The organism is Verrucosispora sp. WMMC514 (assembly GCF_027497295.1).
GTDB classification, from domain to species: Bacteria; Actinomycetota; Actinomycetes; order Mycobacteriales; family Micromonosporaceae; genus Micromonospora; species Micromonospora palythoicola.
Window position 1 is genome coordinate 3,291,783 of the sequence record NZ_CP114906.1, and the last position, 21,429, is coordinate 3,313,211.

The window sequence follows — 21,429 nt, forward strand, 5'->3', positions numbered from 1 at the left end:
CTACAGGGGGTTGCCGCTGTCCCAATCGATCCAGCCGTCACCCTCAGGGGTTTCGGGCCGCGTCGTCGGTGTCTCCGTGGCCGTGCCTGGGAGGGTCGGTGTCGGCCGGGTGACGGCGACCCGCACCGCGTACGCCGTCGTGTCCACCTGGTCGTCGTTGCGGGCGTTCGGAAAGCCGGCGTGTTCGTTGACGAATTCGTCGAGCCACCACGCACCAGCGGGCAGCCACACCCGACCGCCTTCAACCCAGCGGGACGCGGGGATGGCCCGGGACACCTTGTCTGATTCGGCGTCCAGGGGGGTGATTGATATCCCGTTGTTGGCGGCTTCCCGGGTCAGGGTCATGCCGTACTGCGACCGCTCGACGAACACCGTGTCGAGGCGGTATTGCTCGACCAGGGGTCGGGCGGCGTCGAAGTGCCGGTTCTCGGCGACATGCACCCGCACCCGATCCAGCAGCACGAGGTCGCCGGAGATGGCGCGTGCCCACGCGCAGATGACCGTCCAGTCAGCGGATGCCCGCTCGGATGCGGCGAGGTCGACGGTGGCAAACCGCCAACAGTCCGCCAACCGGAACCGCTGCGGGCCGAGGGCGATGAAGTCGCCGTGGCGGGTGAAGTAGCGCCACCAGAACCGCTTGAACATGTTGCCCTCAGCCGGCGTAGGGCTTTGCTGGTAGAGGGCGGAGAAAACGTACGAGCCGACCTGTCGGCGGATTTTCGCCCAGTCCCGGTTGCCCCGCGCGGACTGCATCGGTTCGCCGATCTTGCGGCCCAGCGGGTCATCCGGGCGGTCGGCGATGGCCGGGATGCGGATGATCCGCCAGTCTTGGGCGTTCTCACCCGAGGTGATCTCAACGATCGGTTCAGCCTCATGCCACAGCGTTTGAATCCACAGCACCTTCGTGTGCGGGCCACGGCGGGTTAGGAGTGCTGACTGCCACACCCGCATAGCCCGTTTCCGGTACGCCTCGGACTGCGCCTCCTCCATGTTCTTGATCGGGTCGTCCACGCAGATGTAGTCGGCAGACTTACCGCTGATCGAGCCGCCGATACCGGCGCAGTAGATGCCGCCGCGCCGGCCGGCGACCTGCCAGCGGCCGGCGGCGCGGGAGTCCGCCCGCAACCGCACCCCAAGGTTGGTGGTGCCTTCGTCGCCGTTGTGTGACTCGACGGCCATCTTGACGTCGGCGCCCCACCGGCGGGCCATCTCGTCGCTGTACGACACTTCGATGATGCGGGTGTCGGCGTTGACGTCGGCGATGAGCCACAGCAGGTTCCAGTAGGAGCAGAGGGTGGAGTTGTGGACCACCACGTCTTCAACGGTGAACGTGTGGTCCTCGTCCACTGTCAGGCACCGGCACTCCGCCTGTTCCCCGGTGACGATTTCCTCGATCTGGTCCTCGATGTACGGGCCGTCGAAGAACGTCCGCCGCAGCGGCCAGTCGGCGAGCGTGGCTGCCTTCGCGTGGTGGATGGGCACCGTGTCCCGGAACCGCCGCACGTCGTCCTGGCGGCGCATCAGCAACCGATAGGAAATGTACGGCTGGCCCTTGTAGGTGGTGTGCTTCGCCCGGATCGTCGAGCCGATTCCGAGGCGCAGCAGGAGGTGCTGCACGTCGCGGAGCAGTTCCGGGTTGACCGAGTTGAACTCGCATCGGGCGTCGGGCCGCGCACCGCCGCGGCGGGACACGGTTCCGTCGCAGGCGAAGTACGCGCCGATGAACTCGGCGATGATGTGCGCCGGTTGGGTGAACAGCTCCGGGGGCACCCGCTTGGTGTGCGACGAGCACCCGGCAAGCCGGTGCCGGCGGAGCCAGTCCCGCACGCCTCCCTTTACCAAGATCCGCTTGATCTGCGGACGCTCGACGGCGTCGAAACCGGACGCCTTGACGCAGTGCAGGATGTCTTGCCACTCCACGTCGTCAGCACATGTGATGGTCGAGTTGATGGCGTGTTGCTTGGGGTCGGCGTAGGTGGTGCTGCCGTCGCCAACGAAGTAGCCCATCAGGCGGGCCTCTTCAGCGGTCACGGTCGCAGTGGTGACGGCTTGGGGGGTCTTCACCACAGCGAGTACGTCGCCGACAGTCAGGGCACCTGCGTTCACCCAGCCGCTGGGGGTGAGGAACGGGTGGTCGAGCGCTGCGGTGATGCTGCGACCCGAGTGGGTGCGGATCGTGACGACGGGCAGGGTGCCTTGCTCGTGTACGGCGGTTACGGCGCGCGGTCGGCCCTTGTGCGTGATGACTAGGTCGCCGACTGCGACGTCTCGGAGCGGCTTACGGCTGCCGTCGCCCATAAGGATCACACCATCTATAACGACCGGCTTTCCCTCTTGCGGCGGCATGAACACGGCGAGCTGGTTACCGGGGATGCGGCCCTGCGCCAGGTCCACGAGCCCGCGGTTGATGACTTCGAGGGCGGGTGTGCGGACCATGTTCGCGTCGAGAGCGCACGCCATGTCCAGCGGCGACGCCCACCGCAGCGGCCGGTTCAACTGCGCCTGCCTCTCGCGTTCGGCTTTCAGTTCATGCAGGCGGCGCAGTTCCAGCAGCTTCGCCAACTTCACCTGCGTCAAGTTGGGCGAGTTCAGCGTTGAGACGGTCGATCTCCTGCTCGATGGCACCGAGGGTCACCACCTCGTGGCGGACCGGGGCGTCGAGGCCGAGGAGCTTGCACCGCCTGTCGATGATGCCCAACACGACGTGGATGGCTTTGACGTCGCCGGCTGCGGCGGCGGTCCATGCGCCGGCTTGGAGCCGGTCGAGGCGGGTCAGTTCTTCCATGCGGAGGACGTCGGCGTTGCGGCTCATCTCCTGCACCGACGCTTCCATGGCGCGGGTGATGTCTTTGTGGGCTGCTGCCCGGTCGGCGTAGCCGAGGCGGTCGGCGATGGTTTGGTAGTCGAGGCCGGCGAGGCGCATGGCGATGGCTTTGGCGCGGCGTTCGGCGGTGGCGGCGCGTTGGGCGCGGGATGCGGGCATGGGTGCGGGTCTTTCTGGCGTGTTTCCTGGACGGGCTAGCCCTCGTAGGCTAGATTGATAGTAGAAGCGACGAGCGAGACGCAGGGAGCAGCGCAATGAGCGGAAACACCGGCAGCATCACCGAACGGGGCACATCAACCCGCGACGGCGGGAACCGGCCGTTGCCGGTCTGTGGGGTCGCGCCGATCGTCGGCGACGGGTGGTTACTCGGGCGCATCGCGCCGCCACCGAACCCGCCGTTGTCGCCCTGGGCGAGGATGTGCGGCAGGGCGTCTCGGACGGTGTACCGGTACGGCAGCGGGGCCGGGAACACGGGGTCTTTGCCGAGGTCGTCCCGGACGCCGACGAAGATGAGCCGCTGCCGGGCTTGCGGTACGCCGAGCCGCTGCGCGTCGAGGAGCTGCGCCCCGACCCGATAGCCGGCGGCTTTCAACGCGCGCATGATCTCAATGAAGTAGCCCTTCGCGGACCCCTTCACCAGACCGGACACGTTCTCGGCGACGAACACTTTCGGCCGTACACCCTCGATGAGGCGCACGAACTCGAAGAACAGATCATCGGTGCGCTGCGCCGAATCGCTGTACTTTTTGACCTTGCCCCAGCCGGCTTCCCGCTTGCCGGCCGTCGAGAACGACGCGCACGGTGGGGAACCATCGAACAGGTCCAGCTCGCCCGCTTTGAGGCCAGTCGCGGTGAGGATGTCCGAAGCGGTGACCTTGCGAATGTCTCGGCCGTCCACAGTCGTGTACGGGGCCGCGTTCGCCAGGTACGTCTCCCGGGCGGCGGGGATGAACTCGGACGCCCACAGGACGCGGTAGCCGGCCATGCGGTACCCCAACGACGAGCCGCCGCCGCCGGAGAACGTCGACACGGCGGTGAGGCCGTTCCACGGCAGGTTCCGGATCTCGGCCATGCTCGGCACCCGGTACGGCGGTTTCGCCACGCCTGCCCCCTTACTGCCGTGCGGGCCGGGAGTGAGGATGCGGTCGCGGATGGTCGCGGCGATGTGCGCCATCATGACGGGCGGCACAGCCCGGCCGAGACGTTCCCACCGCTGGTTGAAGCTGCCCGTCATGGCGTAGTCGTCCGGGAAGCCGCAGAGTCGGCGCAGCTCTTGCAGGTCGATGTACCGCACCGGGCGGCGGCCGGTGAACGTGCCGACCTGGAGCTCGTCGAGGCTGAGCGCCGCCCCGGTTTCGGCGTCGGTGGCGCGGGGGGCGTTGACGATGCCTGCCTGGTGGCGGGCGCATCCGCCGATCCCATGGGCCATGATCGTCGGTGCTGGTTCGTCGATGCTGCGGTAGAAGAACTGGCCGGAGCTGGGGTCTCGCAGCACCATCGCCGGGCCGTGTGGCGCGGGTTTCCGTAGGTCGTTCGCTCGGGGCATCGCGTCACCCCTTCGGCAGGTAGCCGAACAGGCGGCGGGCCTCCGCGTTGTAGAACCGGACCGGGTTCGACACCACCCGGGCGGCAGCATCAGCGATACGAGTGCCGCCCTGGAACGTGTCCTTCGGCCGCTTGATCACCCAATCGGGCACGACACCGGCAGCAGCCCGCTTCAACAGCCCCTTGCCCGGCGGGCAGTCCCGCAGCCCGGCAGCCAACGCGAGGTCAACGACCGGGCGGTGCATGAACGGCAGCCGGGCTTCGACGCCGGCCGCCATGAACACCTTGTTGACGCGCATGAAGTTGCCCCGGCCCATCTTGTCGACCTGGGCGCGGCGCAGCTCCCGCCACGTCGCGTCGTCGGCGCCGTGGGCGGCGCGGATCAGGTTGCCGTACCCGCCGAACAGCTCGTCTGCTGCCTCGCCGGACAGGACGACCCGGAACCCGTCGGAGGCGATTGCCTGCGCAAGCGGCAGGTTCGCCAGGGTGATCTCCACCTGGGCTTTCATCGGGATCTCGATGGTGCGGACAGCTTCGGTGATCGCCGTGGTGGTGGGGTGCGGGACGGGTACCTCCACCAGTGGGATGTCCAGGTGGGCGGCGACCCTGCGGGCGGCCCGGAGGTCGTCGCTGGCCGGGTCGTAGACGGCGGTGTAGGCGACCGGGTTGGGGTGGAGTTCGCGGGCGAGGGTGAGGACCATCGTGGAGTCGAGGCCGCCGGAGAGCAGGAAACACACGGGCCGGTCGGACAGGAGCCGGGCTGCGACACCGTCACGTAGCGCGGTGCGGAGGGCCTGCGGTTCGGCGGGCGGCGGCGGGTGGGTGCGGGCCCACCGGTGGACCTTGCCGGTGTCGACGTGCACAGCGGTTCCGGGGGCGACGGCGACGGCGGGCACCCCTGCCGGGAGGGCTTTCAACTCGGATGCCCACAGCCAGCGGTGGCCGGCGCGGACAGCGTAGAGGGGCATTTTGCCGTGCCGGTCCCGGGCAAGCCAGGTGCCGGTGCGGGTGTCGTGCCAGGCAGCGGCGAACATGCCCTCTATCCGGTCGAGGCCGGCGTGCCCGTGCAGGTTCAGCAGCGCGGCGACCAGCTCGGTGTCGCCGGTGGTGCGCCACCCGCCGACCCCTTCGGCTTCCAGCCCGGCACGCAGCTCCGGGGCGTTGTACGCCTCACCGTTGTAGGTGAGCGTCACCGTGCCGAACGGAAACGGTTGGGCGGCGACGTCGCGGGGGTCTTGGATGGCGAGGCGGGTGTGGCCGAGGGTCGTCGTGCCGATGACCTGCCAGCCGTTGCCGTCGGGGCCTCTGTGGGCGATCGAGGCGAGGGCCGTCTGCTGGTCGAGGGTGGCCCGGTAGCCGCCGATGAGGCCGCACATCAGGAGTCGTCGGCGCTGCTGGCCGGGCCCGATTTGCCTGCCCATTGGTAACCACAGCGGGGGCACTGGTGTTCGGTGCTGATCGTTTCGTCGTCGTACGACGGGAACTCGCCAGGAGGTGCGGCGTCATCGCCGGTGAGGTCGGGCGGGGTGATGAGCCGTTCCACGTCGGTGTCGGTGTAGCCGGTGCCCTCGTAGTCGTCGTCGAGGTACGACAGCAGCTCGGCCAGGGCGTCCCGGTCGGTGGTGCCGAGTTCGTTGTAGCGGTTGTCGGCGAGGTTGATGCGGCGGGCCTCGGTGTCGTCGCAGCGGATGATCTCGCAGCGGATCGTGTCGTGGCCTTCGGCGGCGACTGCCTGCATGGTGTGGTTGCCGGCCAGCACGACGAACGCCCCGCCGGTGTCGCGGACCACGATCGACCGGTACTGGCCGGTCTTCCGGATCGACTCGCGGATGGCGGTCACGTCGCCGCGGCGGGCGTTGCCGGGGAACGGGGTCAGCTCGTCCAGGCCAACATTACGGGTTTCGACGTATTCCACCGGCGCACAACCCCCTGTTTCGGTCTGGTCACGGTTCGTGTGGGGGCGTGAGGTGTAGTAGCTACGTACTGGCCCCGGCCGGGGCGGGCAGCGGTCCGGCCGGGGCCAGTGGTTCAGCCCCGGAACGCGGCCGGGTCGGTCGGCTCGCCCGGGTCGACGGGCGGCTCCTCGACCGGCGGGGTGTCCGAGTTGTCGGCGTCGCCGATCTCCACGTCGAACGCCTCGACCTTCGCGTTCAGCGAGTCGAGGGCGGCCTGACCGGCTTCGGTCAGGTTCTCCCGGTCGGCGCGGAGGATGTCGAGGGCGGCGCGGACGTCGGCGATCACGTCGTCGACCTTGCCGTGGAGGGCTTCGAGCTGTTCGGCGGCGGTTGCCATGTGCTTCTCCATTCGGGTGATGCGGCGGTTGAGGGTGTCGTCTCGCAGGTTGGAGCGCACCCAGTCCCAGAAGGTGATGCGGCGGGGCACGGGGGCCTCCCGTGGGTTGGTGGCGGTGGAGGTCAGCGCGCCTCGGTGTGTTCGCGGCCGTCGAGGCTGGCGTGGACGTACAGCCAACCCACCGACCCGTCGGCGCGTTTCACCGGCTCGGGGCGAGGGCCGCAGGGGCAGTCGTCGGTGGCGGTGTGGGCGATCAGGTCGTCGCGGGGGATGACGTGGGTGTCGTCGCCGGCCAACAGGGCACCCCCGGATATGCCGAAGGCCCGCCACCGTGGGGGTGGTGGCGGGCCTTGGAGACAAAGGTGCTGTGCACACGTATACCCGGTGGGACACTTCCGCGCAAGCTGCGCGTTTCAGACGAGTCCGCGTTTCACCAGGGCGGCGGCTTCGAGCACCTGACCGGCCAGGTAGACGGTCTCCCGTCCGCGTTTGTCGAACCGGGGGAGGATGCGTACGCCGGGCTGGTCTTTACGGTCGGTCGACGCCCACTTGCGGATCTTGTGGGGGGTGACGTTGACCAGCTCGGCGGCCTCGGCTGTGGTCACCTCCCGATCCGGTTCGATGATGTCGGGGCGTTCGAGCATCCACGTTTCACCGAACGCGGCCATGGTGTCGTCTGCCTGCTGGCACAGGTCGGGGCGGGCGGTGCGGAGCATCTGCCGGTACATACGGCCGGCGGCGCGGGACCGGTGTAGTGGCTCGTCGAGCGGGTTGGGCCAGCGGGGGTTGGTCTGCTTGTCGTAGTCGGGGGTCATGGCGTGGCCGTGGTGGGCTCGGTGGGTTGGGTGTCCTGCTCATCAGGTTGGCCGGGCCAGCGCAACGTCACCAGATACTCGTCGTAGTCCGCCTCGGGCCGGTCCTGGCCGCACCGGTCGCAGTGCACCCGTGACGTCAGCACCCCATCCCAGGTGCCGGGTTCGTAGCGGGGTTCGCTGCGGTAGAGGGGGCCGTCGAGGTCGTCGGCGTCGCGGCCGTCGCACGCCCAGCAGTCCCCGGGCACCCAGCGGCGCCGGTGCGTCCAGCCGAGCATGGACCGGGCGCGTGCCCGTAGCCGGCACAGGTGGTCGATGGCGTCGGCGCCCGTCATGTCGGTTGGCTGGTCTTCGCAGCCTGTCGGGTAGACGGTCGTGGCCGGCAGTTGGGCGAGCAGGCGGACGCGGGGGGCGAGGATACCGACGGCACGCTGCACGGCCGGTCCGTGGCGGGCCAGGTCGGCGGGTGTCGACAGGCGGGCATGTTCACGGACCACCGCCTCCCAGGTGGTGACCGCGTGGTGGATCTCCCGCTGTAGGGCGTCCGGACCCTCACGCAGCGGGATGGGTGGCTCCGGGCGCTGCCGGTGCGCGGAACTGGTCGACGGGGCTTGCGACAGGGTCGGGTACTGCTGCTGGGCGAGGTCGTACCAGTCGCAGGCGAGCATGCGGATGTCGCGGGTAGCGGCGGCGATGCACGGGTCGCAGTACGGGTGTGTGGTGGCGGTCCAGGCGGGCCGGCGTTCGAGACGGTCGTAGCCCTTGCAGTGGGTGTCGGCGATGCAGGGCCGGGTGCCGGTGGTGGGCTGGTCGTGGCGGGTGTGGGGCATGGGTGTCCTCCGGCCGGTGCGGGCTAGGCTGGCGGTGGATCACCGGGGGACGTCGAGCACGTCGGGGGGATCTCGGGTGGCGGTCGGCTGGGGGCTGACCGCCACCGCTGTGTTCAGCGGCGGGGGAGGGCGGGGTGCGCGGCGGCGAGCTGTATCCACATCACCCACGGCCAGGGCTGCGGCTTGATGCGGGGCGGTTTCACCGTTCCCAACCCCTGGCCTGGGTGAGCGGGTGTACGGGGGCGTTGAGGATGCCGGCCGGGTGCACGTAGTGGCTGATCGGCCCGTCGTCTGCGGTGTCGGTGATGGCGGTACGCAGCGTGCCGTCGGGCAGCTCGACCAGCACCTCCAACCCGTTGCCGTTGTGGGCGGTGTCCTTGACCAACCACACGCCTTTGATCTCGATGGTCTTCATGCGGGCTCCTCCTGCGGGTTGGGTCACTGGTCGGTGTCGGCCAGGTTCGGGGCTTCGGCCGGTTGGCTGGTGTGCATGGGCCGGTTGCCGCCCTCGCATTCGTCCAGCAGGTAGTAGGTCTTCCCGCCGTCGGTGCTGAACGCCCCCGAGTTGCGGCGGTTCTGCCACATCTCCTCACCGGCCATGTCGGTGACGTTGTGCCACTCGTCGGGGTCGTCGGTAAGGGGCGACAGGTTGCCGAATTGGAGCAGGGTGATCAACTGCTGGATCGCCATCCCGGCGGATCCGCCGGAGTGGCCGTAGGACGCGAACGCGGCCACTGCTGCGATGATCGATTGCGCGTAGGCGGGGTCTTCGGCGAACTGGCCGCACCGGGTCAGTTCAAGACGTGCGTGGTCGACAAGGGACATGTTGATCTCCTTGGTTGTCACTGGCCGGTGTCGGCCAGTCGGGGCGGGTGGACGACCGCCTGCGGGCGGGGGACGGAGCCGGCGCGGCCGGTCGTGTGGCGGACCCCGGCCCGGACGGCGCTGTCCTTCGCGTCGGTCAGCCGATTGATGGCCGTGGTCAACTCGGGGCCGTCTGTGGTGATCGCGTTGAGCAGGGCCACGGCGGCGCTGTAGAACGGCGCGGAGTACGGCTGCAACGCCGGGGGCAGGTGCGCGTAGGTGAGCCACTGCAACCCGTCGCGGATGCCGGGGTGCCGGTGGCCGGCGATCAGTTCGGCGTGCTCGGCGGTGCCGGGCGGGACGTTGAGGTCGTCGGGCATGGAGCCGGTTGTGATGGGCATCGTTACGTCCTTTCGCTAGATGCCGGTCACGCGGATCAGCGGACCGGGTGGATCGGGAACGACGGCGGCGGCGAAGCGTTCCAGGTGTCGCCATTCGGCGAGCAGCCGCCCGGCCCGCTCGTCCATCGCCCGGTAGTGGTCGCGGATCTGCTCCCGCTGCTCGTCGGTGAACTGCGTCTCGGCCGGGCTGGTGGCCGACGACCAGATGCGGACGATGTGCCGGCCATCCTCCGGGTCCAGGTCGAAGCGGACCGTGCCGGCCGGCTGGTCGGGGTCGCGGCAGACAGGGATGCCGATGATCGCGTTCAGCGACGGGACCCACGGCGGGCGGAAGGCGGTCACTGCGACCCCCACTCGGGGCGGTAGCCGGGCCACGTCGCGTACTTCGCGGCGAGCGTCTGCCACAACTGGGCTGCGGCCGGACCTGCCTCGCAGTCGGCGGACTGATCGAGTTGGTCGGCAAGGTCGAGTAGTGCCCGGTCGGCTGCGACGTCCGCGAGGATCTGCGCCGGGTCGTTCAATGCGGCGTGCCTGCCGATCGCGTCCGGGTCGATGTAGCCGGGGTGCCTGACGGCGGGCATCCGCTCACGGTAGTTGTATGCCTCGGTGTCGTAGACGGTCATGCTGGCGATGGACCAGTGCTCGTCGTAGAGCGTCCATGCGCCGACAGTGTCTCCGGCGCTGTAGTGCCACCGGCCGCCGGTGACGCATGCTCGGGCGGTAGCTTCTCTCTTGTCGAGCACACCGTTCAGCCAGGTGATCATGTCGGTCATGTCGTCCTCCACTCACTTCGGTAGCCGGGCTGGCCGGCGTACGGTGTGGCCATCCGCCGGAGCGTGTCGCATGGCCCTGGGTACGAGGCACACGACCCGCACGATTCCGGCGCGCTCCGCAGGCCGGCGGAAGGGTGCAGGTCGAGGATGCGCCGGTCGGCGGCGAGTTCGGCTAGCCGTTCCGTGCACGCCCGCTCGACGTCGGGCCAGTCGTGCCAGCCGGGCACGAGGCGGCCGAGGAAGAACCGGCGCAGCTTCGGATCTTGCAGGAGTGAGATCGCCTGCTGCGCCGAGCCGAGCAGCTTGCGGGTACGTTCCTCGGCGGCGTCGATCTGAGCGGTCAGCCACGTCGACAGGTCGTCGCTCACCGTCGCCCCCCGTTCCGCCGACACCTACGCCCGTCGCCGGCTGGCGTGCCGAGCACTACCCAGTCGGGGCGTGCCCGGTGCGGCGCGTAGGCCATCACGGCGCGATCGGTGACGCTGCGTCGATCGTGGCGGGTGTCGACCCGGGATTGGAGATCATCAACTGTCCCCTTCGTCACTATGCGTACAAGTTTGCGGCTCGGTCGGGTCCGGCTCGTCGCCGGGTTCGTCGTCGAGCGCGGTAGCCGGCAGGAACGCGAGCAGCCCCGGCCCCTGCTCGGCCGTCGGCCTCCGCCTGACCACCCGCCGCAGCTTCGGCGGGAGCAGCCCGGCCCTCCTCGCGCACTTCTCCCCGAGGCCGTCGTAGAGCACCCCGGACGGCACCAGCCGGCGACAGCAGCGGCAACGACGCGGCACCGGGAGCGCACTCGGTAGGCCGGGCAGGGTCATCCGGATCAGTCCAGCGGTCGGCGGCCGGCGAGGAACTGCCGCAGGTCGGAGCGGTACACCACCGTGCCGTGTGGCCCGCAACCTGTCGGCCATTGTCCGCCCCTCTCGGGGTTGTGCTCGCTGCCGTTGCACAGGCTGACCGTTTGCCCGCGCATCCACTGGTAGAAGTCGTCGAGGCGGTCCCCGAGGACCGCGGTGAGCTGGTCGATGGTGTAGCCGTATCGGCAGTCTGGTTCGGGGAGTGTGATCACGGTCGCCTCCTGGTGGGTTGTGGGTCGAGTTCTGGCCCGGCCAGCCACACCGGGCACAGCCGTCCGCCGCACACGTCGCAGCGACGAAACCAGACACGCAGCCGGCGAAAGACGCGGCCGATCATGCCCGGCCTCGCGTCTTCTGGTCCTGACGAAACCCGGCCAGCCGCAGATCCCGTAGCAGGTTCTTGAAGCCGTTGGTGTCCGATGGGGTGCCGGGGGAGGTGGTGACCAGCCGGCCAGTCGCGTCCCAATACTTCCAATGGCCGCTGCGTGCCCGCTCGACCCTCCACCCGGCCCGCCGTAGGGCCGAGTGGAGGCGGCGGCGGGCGCTGCCGTTACGGTCCGACACTGGCGCTCTCCGCCGGTGCGGGGCTCGGTGTGCCGGCGGCGTGGTCGGCGCACGCCTCACAGCACAAGGTCGGCTTGGTTGGCCCGTCGGGTTCCTTCACGCGCCGTATCCCTAGGCCATCCGGTGTCGCGTCGCACACGAGGTTGAGGCGGCAGCGCGGGACGGGCGGCGTCTTCGGGCCGATCTTCGTGTTCGGCAAAGCATGTCCGGACATGGGTCAGTTCTCCTGTTCGTTGGGTTGGGTGATGGTGATCGGGTCGAAGTCGCTGACGAACTCGGCCGGACGCACAGCGCTGCACCGGCCGCGCCGGTCGGTGACAACCCGGTCGCCGGGGCACACCCGGTCCCCGCCGTCGTCGCGCTCAATCCAGCCGTGCGCAGACCAGACGTAGCCGCAGGCGGTGTGTTTGTCCTCGGCGGGCCAGTGGGGGCCGTGGAACGGCTGCACGGCCGGGTGGTCGCCGTGCCGCCACCACCGCTCCGCGGACACCTCGGCCGGCAGCCTGCGGTACATGGTGGCGGTCATCGGCTGGCCTGCCCGGGTACGGGTGTGTCGGCGGGCACCCACCCCGCGAGGTGCGCTTCACCGTCGGTGTCGAGAGTGATTGTGGACCGCTGCTCGGTGATCGTGACGGTGACGGTGGTACTCAACGGGTGTCTCCTGTCGGGTTTGTTCGGGTCACGACGACTGACGCGGTGGCCAGCTCGACGGCGGCCGGCATAGCGCGGCGGCGAGCATCGGCGGGCGCGTGCGACTCCAACGCCGGATCGCCGAGCGGCGCGACGATCTGTTCCGCCCGTTCGGCGGTGACCGGCCACAGCCGCTGCGAGGCCGAACCGTCGGCGTAGAACACGTGCACGGCCACGAAATGGCGGGTCACGGCGCGCCGCCCGGGAGGAGCGCCGGCATCTGCCCGGACTCGTAGGCGGCGGCGATGGCCGGGGTGACGTGTTCTCCGACGGTCCGCCCATCCGGCATGATCACGAACATGCCGAATTCCTGCTCAACCGTGGTGATGTCCGCCGCGACGGCCTCCAACTTCGCCTTGATGACCAGGGCGAGGGCCCGCCAGCGTTGCCGTACCGCCTGCTCGTACTCCCGTTCCCGAGACGCCTGATCCCGCAGCAACCCCTTACCGGGGGTGTGGGTGAAGCGGCGCTCGCCCGGGTCGGGTAGCGGCAGGCGGAACAGGATGCGACGGCCGGCGATCTCGAACATGATCACGGCAATGCCGGTGGTCCAGCCGTACTGGAATGCGGTCGCCCCGTAGCGTTTCAACACCCGTTCGATCTCGGCGCGGGACCGGTCGCTACTGACGTCGGTCCGCTCTGCGTACCGGCCGGTCATGATGCCTCACCGTCGGCCTGCCGTGCCGCGTCGAGGGCGGCGTGGACACCGGCGGCCATCTGCCGCTGCACGTCGGCGGCGTAGATCATGGCGTGGACCTGGGCGGCGTGGACCATCGCGGCCCGCTGCTCTGCCGTTCGGGGCACCTCGTTGCCGGGTGCCAGGAACGCGTTACGGAGCAGGATTCCCGCCTGCTCGCGGTGCTGTTCCGCCGTCAGGTCGGCGGGCTCGTTGTCCTGCTGGCCGGGGCGCCGGTTGTGCCAGGCGTTGACTGCCTCGGCGGCGTCAACCGTGGTGTGCGGGTTCATGCTGTCTCCTCACGTTGCGTGTGGGCGGCGCGGCGGGCGCGGATGATCTCCGACCAGCGCCGCAGGTCAATCGGCTGAGCATCAGCCGCCAGGGCCTCGGTGCGCTTCGTCTCGGTGACGTCGTAATGCCAGTGGACGCACGGCTGCCCCACCGGCCCGCACCTCGACTTGCAGGTTTGGAACCACTCCCGGCGCAGCCCGATCGAGGTGGCGAAGGCGTGCAGCTCCTCGACGGTGTCGGCGGTCAGGTGCGACCAGCGGCCCGCCACACGGCCGACGCGGGCGGGAATGTGGGCGTTGTCGACGTAGACGGCCACCGGTCAGCCCACCCGCTTGACGCAGCGGACGTCGTGCAGGTGCCCGGCAACCCCATCGCCCGGACACGAAGGGTCGCGATAGCCCTCGTACTCGCGGCCCGAGCCGGTACACAGACGCACCCAGTCCCCGCCCGCCGGATGGCCGGCGGCGCGGGCGTAGCGGGGCGTACCGTCAGCCGAGCGGGCGAGCATGGGGTCGACGGCGATGACTGAGGAGACGGGCGGCTCCACGTCCGCCGCCGGGCCGAGCGCCCGCACCAGCTCGTCGAACGCCTCCCTCAACGTCGCCGTTTCGCTGACCGCCGACACCAGCACCACACCCGACACGAACTGGCCGAGACGGTCGCGGTGCAGCCGGCGGGCGACGATCTCGTAGCCGGCCGGGTCGCCCAGGTCAACGCCTGCCGGCTCGTCATCCGCCCGGGTAGCCTCGCCGTCCGACGTGTTCGTCCACTCGGTGCCCTGGTCGGAGCGGTGCCAGCCCGTATGCCCGTGCGGCAGTGCACACACGATCGGGGCGAGCGGCGCCAGCACGGCAGGCGGTGAGGTGAGCCGGTCCCCGCAGCGGCCCGCCGCGGCCGGCTCCGGGCCTTCCGCTGCCCGCACGTTCACGCCGTCCGGGCCGACCGATTCCAGGTAGTCCGCGAGGTGCCGGCGCATCGGACCGTCCGGCTTCACGCCCGACGCCGACCACCAGTCCCGGTACCGGTCGTCATCGCGCAGCCGCCCGACCGCCAGGGCGTAGCCAGCCTCGCTGGCCTTGACCACAGCGTCCGTCGCCCACTCCGCAAGGCCGTCACGGGCCTGCCGCAGCCGCGCGTTCTCGGCGACGTACGCAGTAGTGCCCCGCCGGAGGCTGCCGTTGTCGGCCCGCAGCCCGTCGTTCTCCGCCTGCAACTGGCGGCGGATCTCGTCGAGATGGTCCCGCTCGGCCCGCAGCCGGTCCCGTTCGGCGAGCACGCGGCGGGCGTTCGCCAACGCCCCACCGCCGAACGCGGCCCGCCACTGCTCGACCTCCACCTCCGGCGGCACCCGCTCGGCGGTGTCCGGCTGGCCGGTCACGCCGCTGCCCGCCGTTCGGTCGTGAGCAGGCTCCGCACCTCGGCGGTGAAGTAGCGGCGGTGCCCGCCGAGGGTGCGGGTGGACGACAGGCGGCCCATCTTCGCCCACCGGGCGACGGTCTTCACGTCGACCCGGAACAGGGCGGCCACCTCCCCCGGGGTCATAAGCTGCCCGCCGGGCAGTTCAACAGGTTCCATCGGTCACTCCTTCACAGCAGCGGGTACGGGTAGGGGCGGGTTGAAATGCGCGTCGGGGGCCGGGCCCGGCGGCGGTACGGTCCGGTCGGCGGGGCAGCGGTCCGTTGAGGGGCCGCGACGACCGCCGACGACCTGCCAGCCGAGACGTTCGGCGGCGGTCCGGGCGGTCCGGGCGTCCCACTGCGCTTCGGGCGGTAGCGGGCAGCGGGTGCCGCATTTGTCGCAGGCGAGCGCGACGAGAAGTTGAATCCCCATCAGTGAGACTCCTTCCGGTTGGCGGGTACGTGGGTTGGCGGGTTCGGGGACTCCTCCACGCGGCGGGCCTCCCACCGGGCGAACGGCCCACACGGCTGAAACCCGCCGGCCGGCACCTCGATGTCGATGTACGCGCCGGTGTCCCAGCTCTCCATCTCCGTGACGATCTCGGTTCCGGTGACCACGTACCGCTCGTGGGTCTTCGGGCGGCGCTGGGCGTGGGACCACTTCCCGCACACCGTGCAGCGCCACAGGGTCACGACCTCGGGCGTCATGCCGCCACCTCGCCGTGCAGGACGGCGCGCAGCCGCAGACCGATCCAACGGCCGACCTCCGGGCTCACCGCGTTGCCGTACCCGTCGATCTGGTCCCGCGCCGAACCCCACACCACGAAGCTGCCCTGGTGGCCGGGGAAGTCGACGTCGAAGCCGCAGCCCCGACCCACCTCGTGCGGGGCGAGCATCCGGAAATAGCAGTCCTCCAGCGGCACAGCGGCGAGCGCGGCCCGCCACTCCGCGTCCACCGCGCTGGTGTCGTCCTGTTCGGTCCAGCCGGAGAACAACACGGCCTGGCCGGCGCCCTGCGCGGTGACCGTGCCGAGCGGGTCGCTGACCGGGTGTGCCCGATACTTGGCCTCGCCCGCGCACCCGTTGTTCTTGATGGTTCCCGCTGCGGTGAGCAGGCCGGGCGTTTGCGCGGCCGTGACGGTCGGCATCGGTTCGGTGTGCGTGGTCGGGACGGTGTTGCGGCGGAACGGCACCACACCGGTGGACAGGAGCCCGATGCCGCCCGAGCCGGCGTTGCCGACCATCGTGGCCATCGGCTCGTTGAGGCTGCGGCTGGTCGCGTTCTCCCGGTTCGCGGTGACCCCTGCGGTGAGCACGCCCAGGGTTTCCGAGCCGCCCTGCGTCGGCAGCGGCTCGGAGACGCCGCGTGGGCTGCCCTGGTAGTTGTTGACCGCGGCGAGCAGCAGCGCCTTTTCGTGGGTGGTGGTGACGGTGTCCATCGGTCGGCCGATGTGTTGGCCGTCGCCGTTGTGCCGGTGCGCGGCGATCACCTGCCCGGTGACCGCTCCGCCTGCCACCTTGGGCAGGAGGATGGCGGGGAAGTCGACGAACCGTTGCCGGCAGCGTTCAGCGCGGGCCAGCGTCGCCAAGGCGAGCGGCCCGATTGAGCCGTCGCGGTGCTTGCGGACCGGCTTGTCGCCGATGCGGGTACCCAGGTTGGTGAGGTCGAGGGCGTTGATCGACGGGCTCATGGGCGGGATGACTTCGACGCGGCAGCGCGGACACCGGTAGTTGTACTGCTTGCCGTAGGACACCGACCCGGTCAGGGGGATGCCGGTCTTCCACGACCAGACGGCCGGCACGATCGCCGAGCATCGGCCGCACCACGACGGCGGCCGGTGGTCCAGGTCCGGGGTGGGCAGGCTTGCGTCCCAGAACACGATGTAGATGCGGTTCCGCGACTGCGGTACGCCGAAGAACATCGAGTTGAGGTACAGCACCTTGTACCGGTAGTTGAGGCTCACGAACTGCTTGAGCCACCACCGGTAGGTCGTTCCGTCGCCGATCGTCGGCTTGCCGGGGATGGCGGGGCCCCACGACGTCAGCTCAGTCGTGCACTCGACCAGGATCATGCGCGGGTGGTGCTGCTCGGCGTAGTGCAGCACGCAGTTGGCGGTGGCCCGGTCCCTCTCGCTACGCGTCACTCGCGCCTCGAACTCGGGGTCGTCGAGGTCGAACAGGCTCATCCGCTGCTCGTACGCCTTCTGCGTGTTGGCCTGGGTGTGGTTCACGCAGGACACCCCGGCTACGAGGATGTCCGCGGCGGGCAGGTCGCGGGCCGAGTGGTAGTCGGAGGCTTCCGGGTCGACGAGGTCGGCGAGCCAGTGTTCGGCGTTCGGGTGGTTGGCTTCGTGGACCTCGACTTTGTAGGCGTTGTGGTTCGCGGCCATGATCGTGGTGAATCCGGCGGCTTCGATGCCCCGGGTGAGTCCACCGAAGCCGCTAAATAGATCGACGGCGATGAGGTCGTCATGGGCGAACCGGCGTCTGCGGGTAGCGGGCCGGTGAACGGCGGTACGGCGCTTGGCCTTGTCCCTCCGGCGGGCGGTTGTCGCGGCCACCGGTCAGCCCTCGGCCTGGTCGACACGCTCGCCGACGGCCAGCAACCCGTTGACGTCGTCCACCGTGCACACGTACCGGCCCGGCCGTGCCGGGCTGATGGCTGAGCGTTCGGCGGCCCGGTTGACGGGACAGTCGAACAGTCGCGGGCGGCAGGCCAGCGGGTGCTTGATCGTCCAGCCGTCGGCGCGCAGCTCGATGATGTGGCGAAGGTCGTCGTCGGCGGGCCGCTCCCAGCCGGCGGCGATCAGCGCGTCCACGGCGACCCGGGCCAGGGACATCGGCTCACCGGTGATGTCGCCGTGGTGGTCCCGCCAGATTTCGCCGGTGCCGGGCGCGGCCTTGAGTGCGTCGGCGACGGCGGCGTAGTCGTCGAAGGTGGCCGTCGTCGCGGCCTCGGTGGTGCTGTGCTGCTCGGTTATCGGTGCCGCAACAGCAGGCACGTCGACAGGTAGGCCAGCGTTGGCCCGGAACGCGTCAACCACCCGCGCAACGTCTACGTCGTCCATCCGCACCAGCTCGGCCAGCGCCGCCACACAGGCTGACCTACTGCCCGGGTCTGGGACGTGCGCGACCCTCGGCGCGACCCGGCCGAGCGCCGCCATCCGACCCGAATGCTCCGTCAGGTCGAACACGTCCGGTACCGCCTGCAACATGCTGTCGATGTAGCCCGGGTCGACGGCCAGCATCTCGGCGAGCGCCGAGGCCGGCGGTAGCGGTGCTTTGCCCGCCACGTAGAAGGCGTGCAGCTTCCGCATGATCGGGTGGTCGGTCAGGTCGTGGGACTCGACCAGCGGCCACACCTCGCGCATCCACACGTCGTGTTCCGGATCGGCTCCCATGCGCAGGGTGTGGATCACGGCGTCGCGGATGTCGCTGGTTTCGTGGCAGCAGCGCAGGAAGTCGTCGGGGCCGCCGAGGCGCATGGAGAGCCATTCGGTGGCTGTGAGTGGTCCGATCAGGGTTTCAGTCGTGGTGTCGGTCATCGTGGGTGCCTCCTCAGGCTGCGATTGCGGGTTCAGGTGTGCCGCCGGGAGGGGCCGGCTCGGCGGGCAGGTGGTGGGGTGGGCAGTCCTCGGCCGGATGCGCGCAGGCCGGCGGCAGGTCGTCGTAGATGCGGTGGCGGATCAGGAAGTCCCGGGCCAGCCAGACGTGACAGGCGGTCACGCGATGCTCCACTCGGCCGCCCCGACCGCCAGGTCGAGGATCTGCCGGCATGCCAAGTCGTAGACGCGTCGGGCGTCCGGCCACGCGACATCCGGCCCCGCCTCGGCGACGGTGATCGCCTGCGCGTAGCGGCGGCGCAACGCGGTCGGCGGGCGTCCCGCCGTCGGGTCAGCAACCCGCAGGCCAACTAACACTTCGATGTACGGTTTTGCGTCGCTGTATGCCCGGTGCGGGTTCTCTCCGTCCAGCACTGCGCCGACGGCTGCGGCGGCGAGCGCGGCGATACGGGGGTCTGCGGCGGTGATCTGCTCCCACTGCATGGCGGTCACACCCGGGCCAGGTCGCGGAAGCGGGACAGGTGAAGTTGGCCGGCGACAGTTACCGTTTCGGTCTGACCGGCCCGGTTCTTGGCCACGATCAGGTCGACCTCGCCCCGGCGGGGGCTGTCCGGGTCGTAGTAGTCGGGCCGGTGCAGGAGCACGATCTTGTCGGCGTCCTGCTCGATGTTCGACGCGCCCCGCAGGTCGGACATCTGCGGGGTCTTGTCCATGCGTGCCGCCGGGGCTCGGTTGAACTGGGCGGCGGCGAGCACCGGCACGTCGAGACCCATCGCGAGGCGCTTGCATCCGGTGGAGATGTCGGCGATCTTCGCGGTGGCGTCGGTGATGCGGTCGCTGCTGGGTAGCAGCAGATGCATGTGGTCGATGATCACAAGGTCGAGGGCGACGCTGCGCTTGAGCCGGCGGCAGCAGGCGTCGATGTCAGCGACCCGCAGCGGAGCCCGGTCGGACACGTACAGGGGGGCGTTCGCCATCGGCCCGATATGGGCCATGATCGGCCCCCACTCGGGTGCGCTGTCGGGAAGGCCATCGCGGATGAGCCGGTGGGGCACGCCCGACTCGGCGGACAGGACCCGGTCGAACACCATGCCCCGGTCCATTTCGAGGGAGAACAGGGCGACGGTGAGGCCGAGTCGGATCGCGACGTGGCGGCCGACGTCGACCAAAGCGATCGACTTGCCCATTGCGGTAGCGCCGGCAAACAGGATCAGCTCTTTACGGTTCATGCCGCCCAGAACGGCGTCCAGGTCGGAGTAGCCGGTCGTGATGCCCTTCGGCCGGTGCAGGCGGGTGGAAATGTCATCCAACGCCGGGTTGATCAGCGACCCGAGGTCGATCAGGTCCCTGTCGCGGGTGCGGCGGCGGGCGGTCACCTTCTCCGCCAGTTCGGTGGCGATCTGCGCCAGCTTCTCGGTGCTCACCCCCGACGAAGCGGCCTGTACCAGCTTGACGCCGTCCTCCTGCACGTCACGCCGGCCCGCGCACTCCAGGACCCGATCCCGGTAGTGGGGCACCTGCGCCACGGTCGTCGCCGACGCCAGCAGGGTATGCAGGTAGGGGGCACCGCCGAGCCGCTGGAACGCCGACGCATCCGCGTCTGCGAGGATCGCCCCGATCGACGCCGGCCCGATCGGTTTCCCGTCCTTCCACGCGGCGAGGATCGCGTCGAACAAGTCCCCGTGGGCGGGCCGGTAGAACACTCCCCGGTCGAGGTCTTCTACCTCGGCCATCGCATCGTCTGCCCGGTCGTGGGTGCCGGCCAGCAGCAGGCACCCGAGCAGGGCGCGTTCGGAGTCGACGTCGAACGTAGGAGCGGCGGCGGTGGTGTGGGGGTCGGCGGTGGCCATCATCGGGTGGGGTCCTTCCGGGCAGCGGCGAGCAGGCCACCACCGGCGGCGGCGGCGACACTCGCGAGGGTGGTCAACTGGTCGGCGGGGATCCCTTCCCGGCGGAGCGCTTCGGCTTGCTGGGTGAGGGCGATCAGCGTCGTGGTGGGAATCGTCGGTCCGCGGTAGGCGGCCTGGTATGCGCCGAGTGCAGCGACGACGTCCGGGTGGGTGGTGGGCGTATCGGCGGGCGCGGGTGCACCGATGCGGCAGTGCGGACACAGCGGGGCACCGTGGGTGGGGTGGGGTGCGCGGCCGGCGAGGGTGCCGTGTTCGCAGGACGGTTCAGTGGCCTCCAACGTGCGAATGGCTTTCTCGGTCGCTTCGCCACGTTCGGTGAGTGCCTGGTTGGCGAACTCACCGAACCCAGAGCCGTCGGGGCCTGCGATGGCCCGGATGTAGCCGATCGGCTTCGACGGGAAGGCGCGGCGGACGCGCAGCTCGACGGCTTTGATGAATGCGTCGTCGGCGGGATAGCCGTTGAGGCGTAGCCAGTCGCCAACGACCTCTTGGCGGGCGGTGAGGCGGATCTGGTTGGTGCCGAACAGGCCGGGTTGGCTGGCTGCGATGGGCGGGGTGTTGGTTCTGGTCGTGGTGGGGGGTGGCGGGTCGGCGAGGTAGCCGGGTGTGACGATTCGGCCGTCCGGCGTGGCCGGCGGGTTTTTGCCGGCCGGGTTGTGGGTTGTGGGTTGGGGGTTGGGGGTTGTGGTACGCGCCGTTGCTGACGGGATAGCCATTCCGTCGATGGAATCCGGCTCGGAGTTTTGGCTATCGGAATGGCTATCGACCTGCCAAAACTCATCGACCGCCGGGGGGTCGTCATAGCCATCCCCGGGCGCGGGAGCCTCCGGCGTCACCCCCGACACCGCAGCCATATCCGGCATCCACGGCGGGCACCCCAACCGCACCAACTCGACCGCCAGCACCTCCCGCGCCCGAGGCGACTCCACCTCGGCGGCAGCGTCCCGGATCGACGGCTGCCTGCGCGGGTTGCGGTAGCCGTTGTCGTGCCGGGTGAACGACCGGACCAACAACTCCTCGGTGTCCTCGTCCACCGCCACCATGCCGATGCGGTCCAGGCGGTCGATGGCGGCGCGAAGGCTGGTGGTGGTGGTGTCGGCGGCGAGCTTGGCCCAGCGGCGCACGGTCAGGGGGAGGAGCCCGACGGCCGAGATGTTCGGCTGGGTGACGAGCATCAGGTACGCCCGTTGCGCCGCTGCGTCG

33 protein-coding genes are annotated in these 21,429 nt (G+C 70.0%); all 33 read right to left on the minus strand.

Annotation, left to right across the window (positions count from 1 at the left end):
• Entirely contained in the window at positions 1 to 2,568 is a 2,568-nt protein-coding gene (gene terL / locus O7597_RS15225) for a phage terminase large subunit (RefSeq protein ID WP_281583057.1), read from the minus strand.
• Positions 2,528 to 2,983 (minus strand): hypothetical protein, encoded by a 456-nt coding sequence (locus O7597_RS15230; protein ID WP_281583058.1) that lies wholly within the window; start codon positions 2,981 to 2,983, stop codon positions 2,528 to 2,530. Before O7597_RS15230 ends, terL begins: the two co-directional genes overlap by 41 nt.
• A 49-nt stretch (positions 2,984 to 3,032) precedes the next feature.
• Positions 3,033 to 4,118, minus strand: coding sequence for a DNA (cytosine-5-)-methyltransferase (gene dcm / locus O7597_RS15235; RefSeq protein WP_281583059.1), 1,086 nt, complete (start codon positions 4,116 to 4,118; stop codon positions 3,033 to 3,035).
• A 256-nt stretch (positions 4,119 to 4,374) separates the two neighbouring features.
• On the minus strand, positions 4,375 to 5,745 hold the full coding sequence (locus O7597_RS15240; protein WP_281583060.1) for an asparagine synthase-related protein: 1,371 nt from the start codon (positions 5,743 to 5,745) through the stop codon (positions 4,375 to 4,377).
• On the minus strand, positions 5,745 to 6,284 hold the full coding sequence (locus tag O7597_RS15245) for a ParB N-terminal domain-containing protein (RefSeq protein WP_281583061.1): 540 nt from the start codon (positions 6,282 to 6,284) through the stop codon (positions 5,745 to 5,747). The genes O7597_RS15240 and O7597_RS15245 overlap by 1 nt, the downstream gene beginning before the upstream one ends.
• 113 nt (positions 6,285 to 6,397) lie before the next feature.
• Positions 6,398 to 6,751, minus strand: a complete 354-nt coding sequence (locus O7597_RS15250; RefSeq protein ID WP_281583062.1) for a hypothetical protein — start codon at positions 6,749 to 6,751, stop codon at positions 6,398 to 6,400.
• A gap of 32 nt (positions 6,752 to 6,783) precedes the next feature.
• A complete protein-coding gene (locus tag O7597_RS15255; RefSeq protein WP_281583063.1) occupies positions 6,784 to 6,957 on the minus strand; it encodes a hypothetical protein in 174 nt (57 codons plus the stop codon).
• Between the two features lie 117 nt (positions 6,958 to 7,074).
• Positions 7,075 to 7,476, minus strand: coding sequence for a hypothetical protein (locus O7597_RS15260; RefSeq protein WP_281583064.1), 402 nt, complete (start codon positions 7,474 to 7,476; stop codon positions 7,075 to 7,077).
• The gene (locus O7597_RS15265; protein WP_281583065.1) at positions 7,473 to 8,303 is read right to left on the minus strand and encodes a hypothetical protein; all 831 of its coding nucleotides are present in this window, start codon (positions 8,301 to 8,303) and stop codon (positions 7,473 to 7,475) included. Before O7597_RS15265 ends, O7597_RS15260 begins: the two co-directional genes overlap by 4 nt.
• Before the next feature lie 199 nt (positions 8,304 to 8,502).
• Positions 8,503 to 8,718, minus strand: a complete 216-nt coding sequence (locus O7597_RS15270; protein ID WP_281583066.1) for a hypothetical protein — start codon at positions 8,716 to 8,718, stop codon at positions 8,503 to 8,505.
• A gap of 23 nt (positions 8,719 to 8,741) precedes the next feature.
• Positions 8,742 to 9,128: a hypothetical protein gene (locus O7597_RS15275; protein ID WP_281583067.1), complete on the minus strand. Its 387-nt coding sequence runs from the start codon at positions 9,126 to 9,128 to the stop codon at positions 8,742 to 8,744.
• Positions 9,129 to 9,145: 17 nt separating this feature from the next.
• Entirely contained in the window at positions 9,146 to 9,508 is a 363-nt protein-coding gene (locus O7597_RS15280; RefSeq protein WP_281583068.1) for a hypothetical protein, read from the minus strand.
• Positions 9,509 to 9,523: 15 nt separating this feature from the next.
• A complete protein-coding gene (locus tag O7597_RS15285) occupies positions 9,524 to 9,850 on the minus strand; it encodes a hypothetical protein (RefSeq protein ID WP_281583069.1) in 327 nt (108 codons plus the stop codon).
• Complete coding sequence (locus O7597_RS15290; protein WP_281583070.1) at positions 9,847 to 10,281, minus strand: DUF6221 family protein; 435 nt, start codon at positions 10,279 to 10,281, stop codon at positions 9,847 to 9,849. Before O7597_RS15290 ends, O7597_RS15285 begins: the two co-directional genes overlap by 4 nt.
• Positions 10,278 to 10,649, minus strand: coding sequence for a DUF6221 family protein (locus O7597_RS15295; protein ID WP_281583071.1), 372 nt, complete (start codon positions 10,647 to 10,649; stop codon positions 10,278 to 10,280). The genes O7597_RS15290 and O7597_RS15295 overlap by 4 nt, the downstream gene beginning before the upstream one ends.
• Before the next feature lie 156 nt (positions 10,650 to 10,805).
• Positions 10,806 to 11,096 (minus strand): hypothetical protein, encoded by a 291-nt coding sequence (locus O7597_RS15300; protein WP_281583072.1) that lies wholly within the window; start codon positions 11,094 to 11,096, stop codon positions 10,806 to 10,808.
• A gap of 5 nt (positions 11,097 to 11,101) precedes the next feature.
• Positions 11,102 to 11,347 carry a hypothetical protein gene (locus O7597_RS15305; protein WP_281583073.1) on the minus strand — a complete coding sequence of 82 codons (246 nt, stop codon included), beginning with the start codon at positions 11,345 to 11,347 and terminating at the stop codon, positions 11,102 to 11,104.
• A gap of 569 nt (positions 11,348 to 11,916) precedes the next feature.
• Complete coding sequence (locus O7597_RS15310; RefSeq protein WP_281583074.1) at positions 11,917 to 12,225, minus strand: hypothetical protein; 309 nt, start codon at positions 12,223 to 12,225, stop codon at positions 11,917 to 11,919.
• Positions 12,222 to 12,350: a hypothetical protein gene (locus tag O7597_RS15315; protein WP_281583075.1), complete on the minus strand. Its 129-nt coding sequence runs from the start codon at positions 12,348 to 12,350 to the stop codon at positions 12,222 to 12,224. Before O7597_RS15315 ends, O7597_RS15310 begins: the two co-directional genes overlap by 4 nt.
• Positions 12,347 to 12,580 carry a hypothetical protein gene (locus O7597_RS15320; protein WP_281583076.1) on the minus strand — a complete coding sequence of 78 codons (234 nt, stop codon included), beginning with the start codon at positions 12,578 to 12,580 and terminating at the stop codon, positions 12,347 to 12,349. The genes O7597_RS15315 and O7597_RS15320 overlap by 4 nt, the downstream gene beginning before the upstream one ends.
• Positions 12,577 to 13,047, minus strand: a complete 471-nt coding sequence (locus tag O7597_RS15325) for a hypothetical protein (RefSeq protein ID WP_281583077.1) — start codon at positions 13,045 to 13,047, stop codon at positions 12,577 to 12,579. Before O7597_RS15325 ends, O7597_RS15320 begins: the two co-directional genes overlap by 4 nt.
• On the minus strand, positions 13,044 to 13,355 hold the full coding sequence (locus O7597_RS15330; protein WP_281583078.1) for a hypothetical protein: 312 nt from the start codon (positions 13,353 to 13,355) through the stop codon (positions 13,044 to 13,046). The genes O7597_RS15325 and O7597_RS15330 overlap by 4 nt, the downstream gene beginning before the upstream one ends.
• Positions 13,352 to 13,672, minus strand: a complete 321-nt coding sequence (locus O7597_RS15335) for a DUF4031 domain-containing protein (RefSeq protein ID WP_281583079.1) — start codon at positions 13,670 to 13,672, stop codon at positions 13,352 to 13,354. The genes O7597_RS15330 and O7597_RS15335 overlap by 4 nt, the downstream gene beginning before the upstream one ends.
• A 3-nt stretch (positions 13,673 to 13,675) precedes the next feature.
• Positions 13,676 to 14,734 carry a hypothetical protein gene (locus O7597_RS15340; protein WP_281583080.1) on the minus strand — a complete coding sequence of 353 codons (1,059 nt, stop codon included), beginning with the start codon at positions 14,732 to 14,734 and terminating at the stop codon, positions 13,676 to 13,678.
• Positions 14,731 to 14,931: a BldC family transcriptional regulator gene (locus O7597_RS15345; RefSeq protein ID WP_281583081.1), complete on the minus strand. Its 201-nt coding sequence runs from the start codon at positions 14,929 to 14,931 to the stop codon at positions 14,731 to 14,733. The genes O7597_RS15340 and O7597_RS15345 overlap by 4 nt, the downstream gene beginning before the upstream one ends.
• A gap of 3 nt (positions 14,932 to 14,934) precedes the next feature.
• Positions 14,935 to 15,186, minus strand: coding sequence for a hypothetical protein (locus tag O7597_RS15350; RefSeq protein ID WP_281583082.1), 252 nt, complete (start codon positions 15,184 to 15,186; stop codon positions 14,935 to 14,937).
• Positions 15,186 to 15,461: a hypothetical protein gene (locus O7597_RS15355; protein WP_281583083.1), complete on the minus strand. Its 276-nt coding sequence runs from the start codon at positions 15,459 to 15,461 to the stop codon at positions 15,186 to 15,188. Before O7597_RS15355 ends, O7597_RS15350 begins: the two co-directional genes overlap by 1 nt.
• On the minus strand, positions 15,458 to 17,314 hold the full coding sequence (locus O7597_RS15360) for a DNA cytosine methyltransferase (protein ID WP_281583084.1): 1,857 nt from the start codon (positions 17,312 to 17,314) through the stop codon (positions 15,458 to 15,460). The genes O7597_RS15355 and O7597_RS15360 overlap by 4 nt, the downstream gene beginning before the upstream one ends.
• Positions 17,315 to 17,317: 3 nt before the next feature.
• Complete coding sequence (locus O7597_RS15365; RefSeq protein WP_281583085.1) at positions 17,318 to 18,298, minus strand: DUF6085 family protein; 981 nt, start codon at positions 18,296 to 18,298, stop codon at positions 17,318 to 17,320.
• 13 nt (positions 18,299 to 18,311) lie between these two features.
• On the minus strand, positions 18,312 to 18,479 hold the full coding sequence (locus O7597_RS15370) for a hypothetical protein (protein ID WP_281583086.1): 168 nt from the start codon (positions 18,477 to 18,479) through the stop codon (positions 18,312 to 18,314).
• Positions 18,476 to 18,799: a hypothetical protein gene (locus tag O7597_RS15375; RefSeq protein ID WP_281583087.1), complete on the minus strand. Its 324-nt coding sequence runs from the start codon at positions 18,797 to 18,799 to the stop codon at positions 18,476 to 18,478. Before O7597_RS15375 ends, O7597_RS15370 begins: the two co-directional genes overlap by 4 nt.
• Positions 18,800 to 18,804: 5 nt before the next feature.
• Positions 18,805 to 20,169, minus strand: a complete 1,365-nt coding sequence (locus O7597_RS15380) for a DnaB-like helicase C-terminal domain-containing protein (protein ID WP_281583088.1) — start codon at positions 20,167 to 20,169, stop codon at positions 18,805 to 18,807.
• Entirely contained in the window at positions 20,166 to 21,401 is a 1,236-nt protein-coding gene (locus tag O7597_RS15385) for a hypothetical protein (protein WP_281583089.1), read from the minus strand. Before O7597_RS15385 ends, O7597_RS15380 begins: the two co-directional genes overlap by 4 nt.
• Between the last annotated feature and the right edge of the window lie 28 nt (positions 21,402 to 21,429).

Coding starts and splice junctions, on each gene's coding strand:
- O7597_RS15230 (WP_281583058.1), bottom strand. CDS start 2,983: ATGCCCGCATCCCGCGCCCAACGCGCCGCCACCGCCGAACGCCGCGCC.
- O7597_RS15240 (WP_281583060.1), bottom strand. CDS start 5,745: ATGTGCGGCCTCATCGGCGGCTACCGGGCCACCCTCGACCAGCAGACG.
- O7597_RS15260 (WP_281583064.1), bottom strand. CDS start 7,476: ATGACCCCCGACTACGACAAGCAGACCAACCCCCGCTGGCCCAACCCG.
- O7597_RS15265 (WP_281583065.1), bottom strand. CDS start 8,303: ATGCCCCACACCCGCCACGACCAGCCCACCACCGGCACCCGGCCCTGC.
- O7597_RS15270 (WP_281583066.1), bottom strand. CDS start 8,718: ATGAAGACCATCGAGATCAAAGGCGTGTGGTTGGTCAAGGACACCGCC.
- O7597_RS15275 (WP_281583067.1), bottom strand. CDS start 9,128: ATGTCCCTTGTCGACCACGCACGTCTTGAACTGACCCGGTGCGGCCAG.
- O7597_RS15280 (WP_281583068.1), bottom strand. CDS start 9,508: ATGCCCATCACAACCGGCTCCATGCCCGACGACCTCAACGTCCCGCCC.
- O7597_RS15290 (WP_281583070.1), bottom strand. CDS start 10,281: ATGACCGACATGATCACCTGGCTGAACGGTGTGCTCGACAAGAGAGAA.
- O7597_RS15300 (WP_281583072.1), bottom strand. CDS start 11,096: ATGACCCTGCCCGGCCTACCGAGTGCGCTCCCGGTGCCGCGTCGTTGC.
- O7597_RS15310 (WP_281583074.1), bottom strand. CDS start 12,225: ATGACCGCCACCATGTACCGCAGGCTGCCGGCCGAGGTGTCCGCGGAG.
- O7597_RS15325 (WP_281583077.1), bottom strand. CDS start 13,047: ATGACCGGCCGGTACGCAGAGCGGACCGACGTCAGTAGCGACCGGTCC.
- O7597_RS15330 (WP_281583078.1), bottom strand. CDS start 13,355: ATGAACCCGCACACCACGGTTGACGCCGCCGAGGCAGTCAACGCCTGG.
- O7597_RS15345 (WP_281583081.1), bottom strand. CDS start 14,931: ATGGAACCTGTTGAACTGCCCGGCGGGCAGCTTATGACCCCGGGGGAG.
- O7597_RS15350 (WP_281583082.1), bottom strand. CDS start 15,186: ATGGGGATTCAACTTCTCGTCGCGCTCGCCTGCGACAAATGCGGCACC.
- O7597_RS15355 (WP_281583083.1), bottom strand. CDS start 15,461: ATGACGCCCGAGGTCGTGACCCTGTGGCGCTGCACGGTGTGCGGGAAG.
- O7597_RS15365 (WP_281583085.1), bottom strand. CDS start 18,298: ATGACCGACACCACGACTGAAACCCTGATCGGACCACTCACAGCCACC.
- O7597_RS15375 (WP_281583087.1), bottom strand. CDS start 18,799: ATGCAGTGGGAGCAGATCACCGCCGCAGACCCCCGTATCGCCGCGCTC.
- O7597_RS15380 (WP_281583088.1), bottom strand. CDS start 20,169: ATGATGGCCACCGCCGACCCCCACACCACCGCCGCCGCTCCTACGTTC.
- O7597_RS15385 (WP_281583089.1), bottom strand. CDS start 21,401: ATGCTCGTCACCCAGCCGAACATCTCGGCCGTCGGGCTCCTCCCCCTG.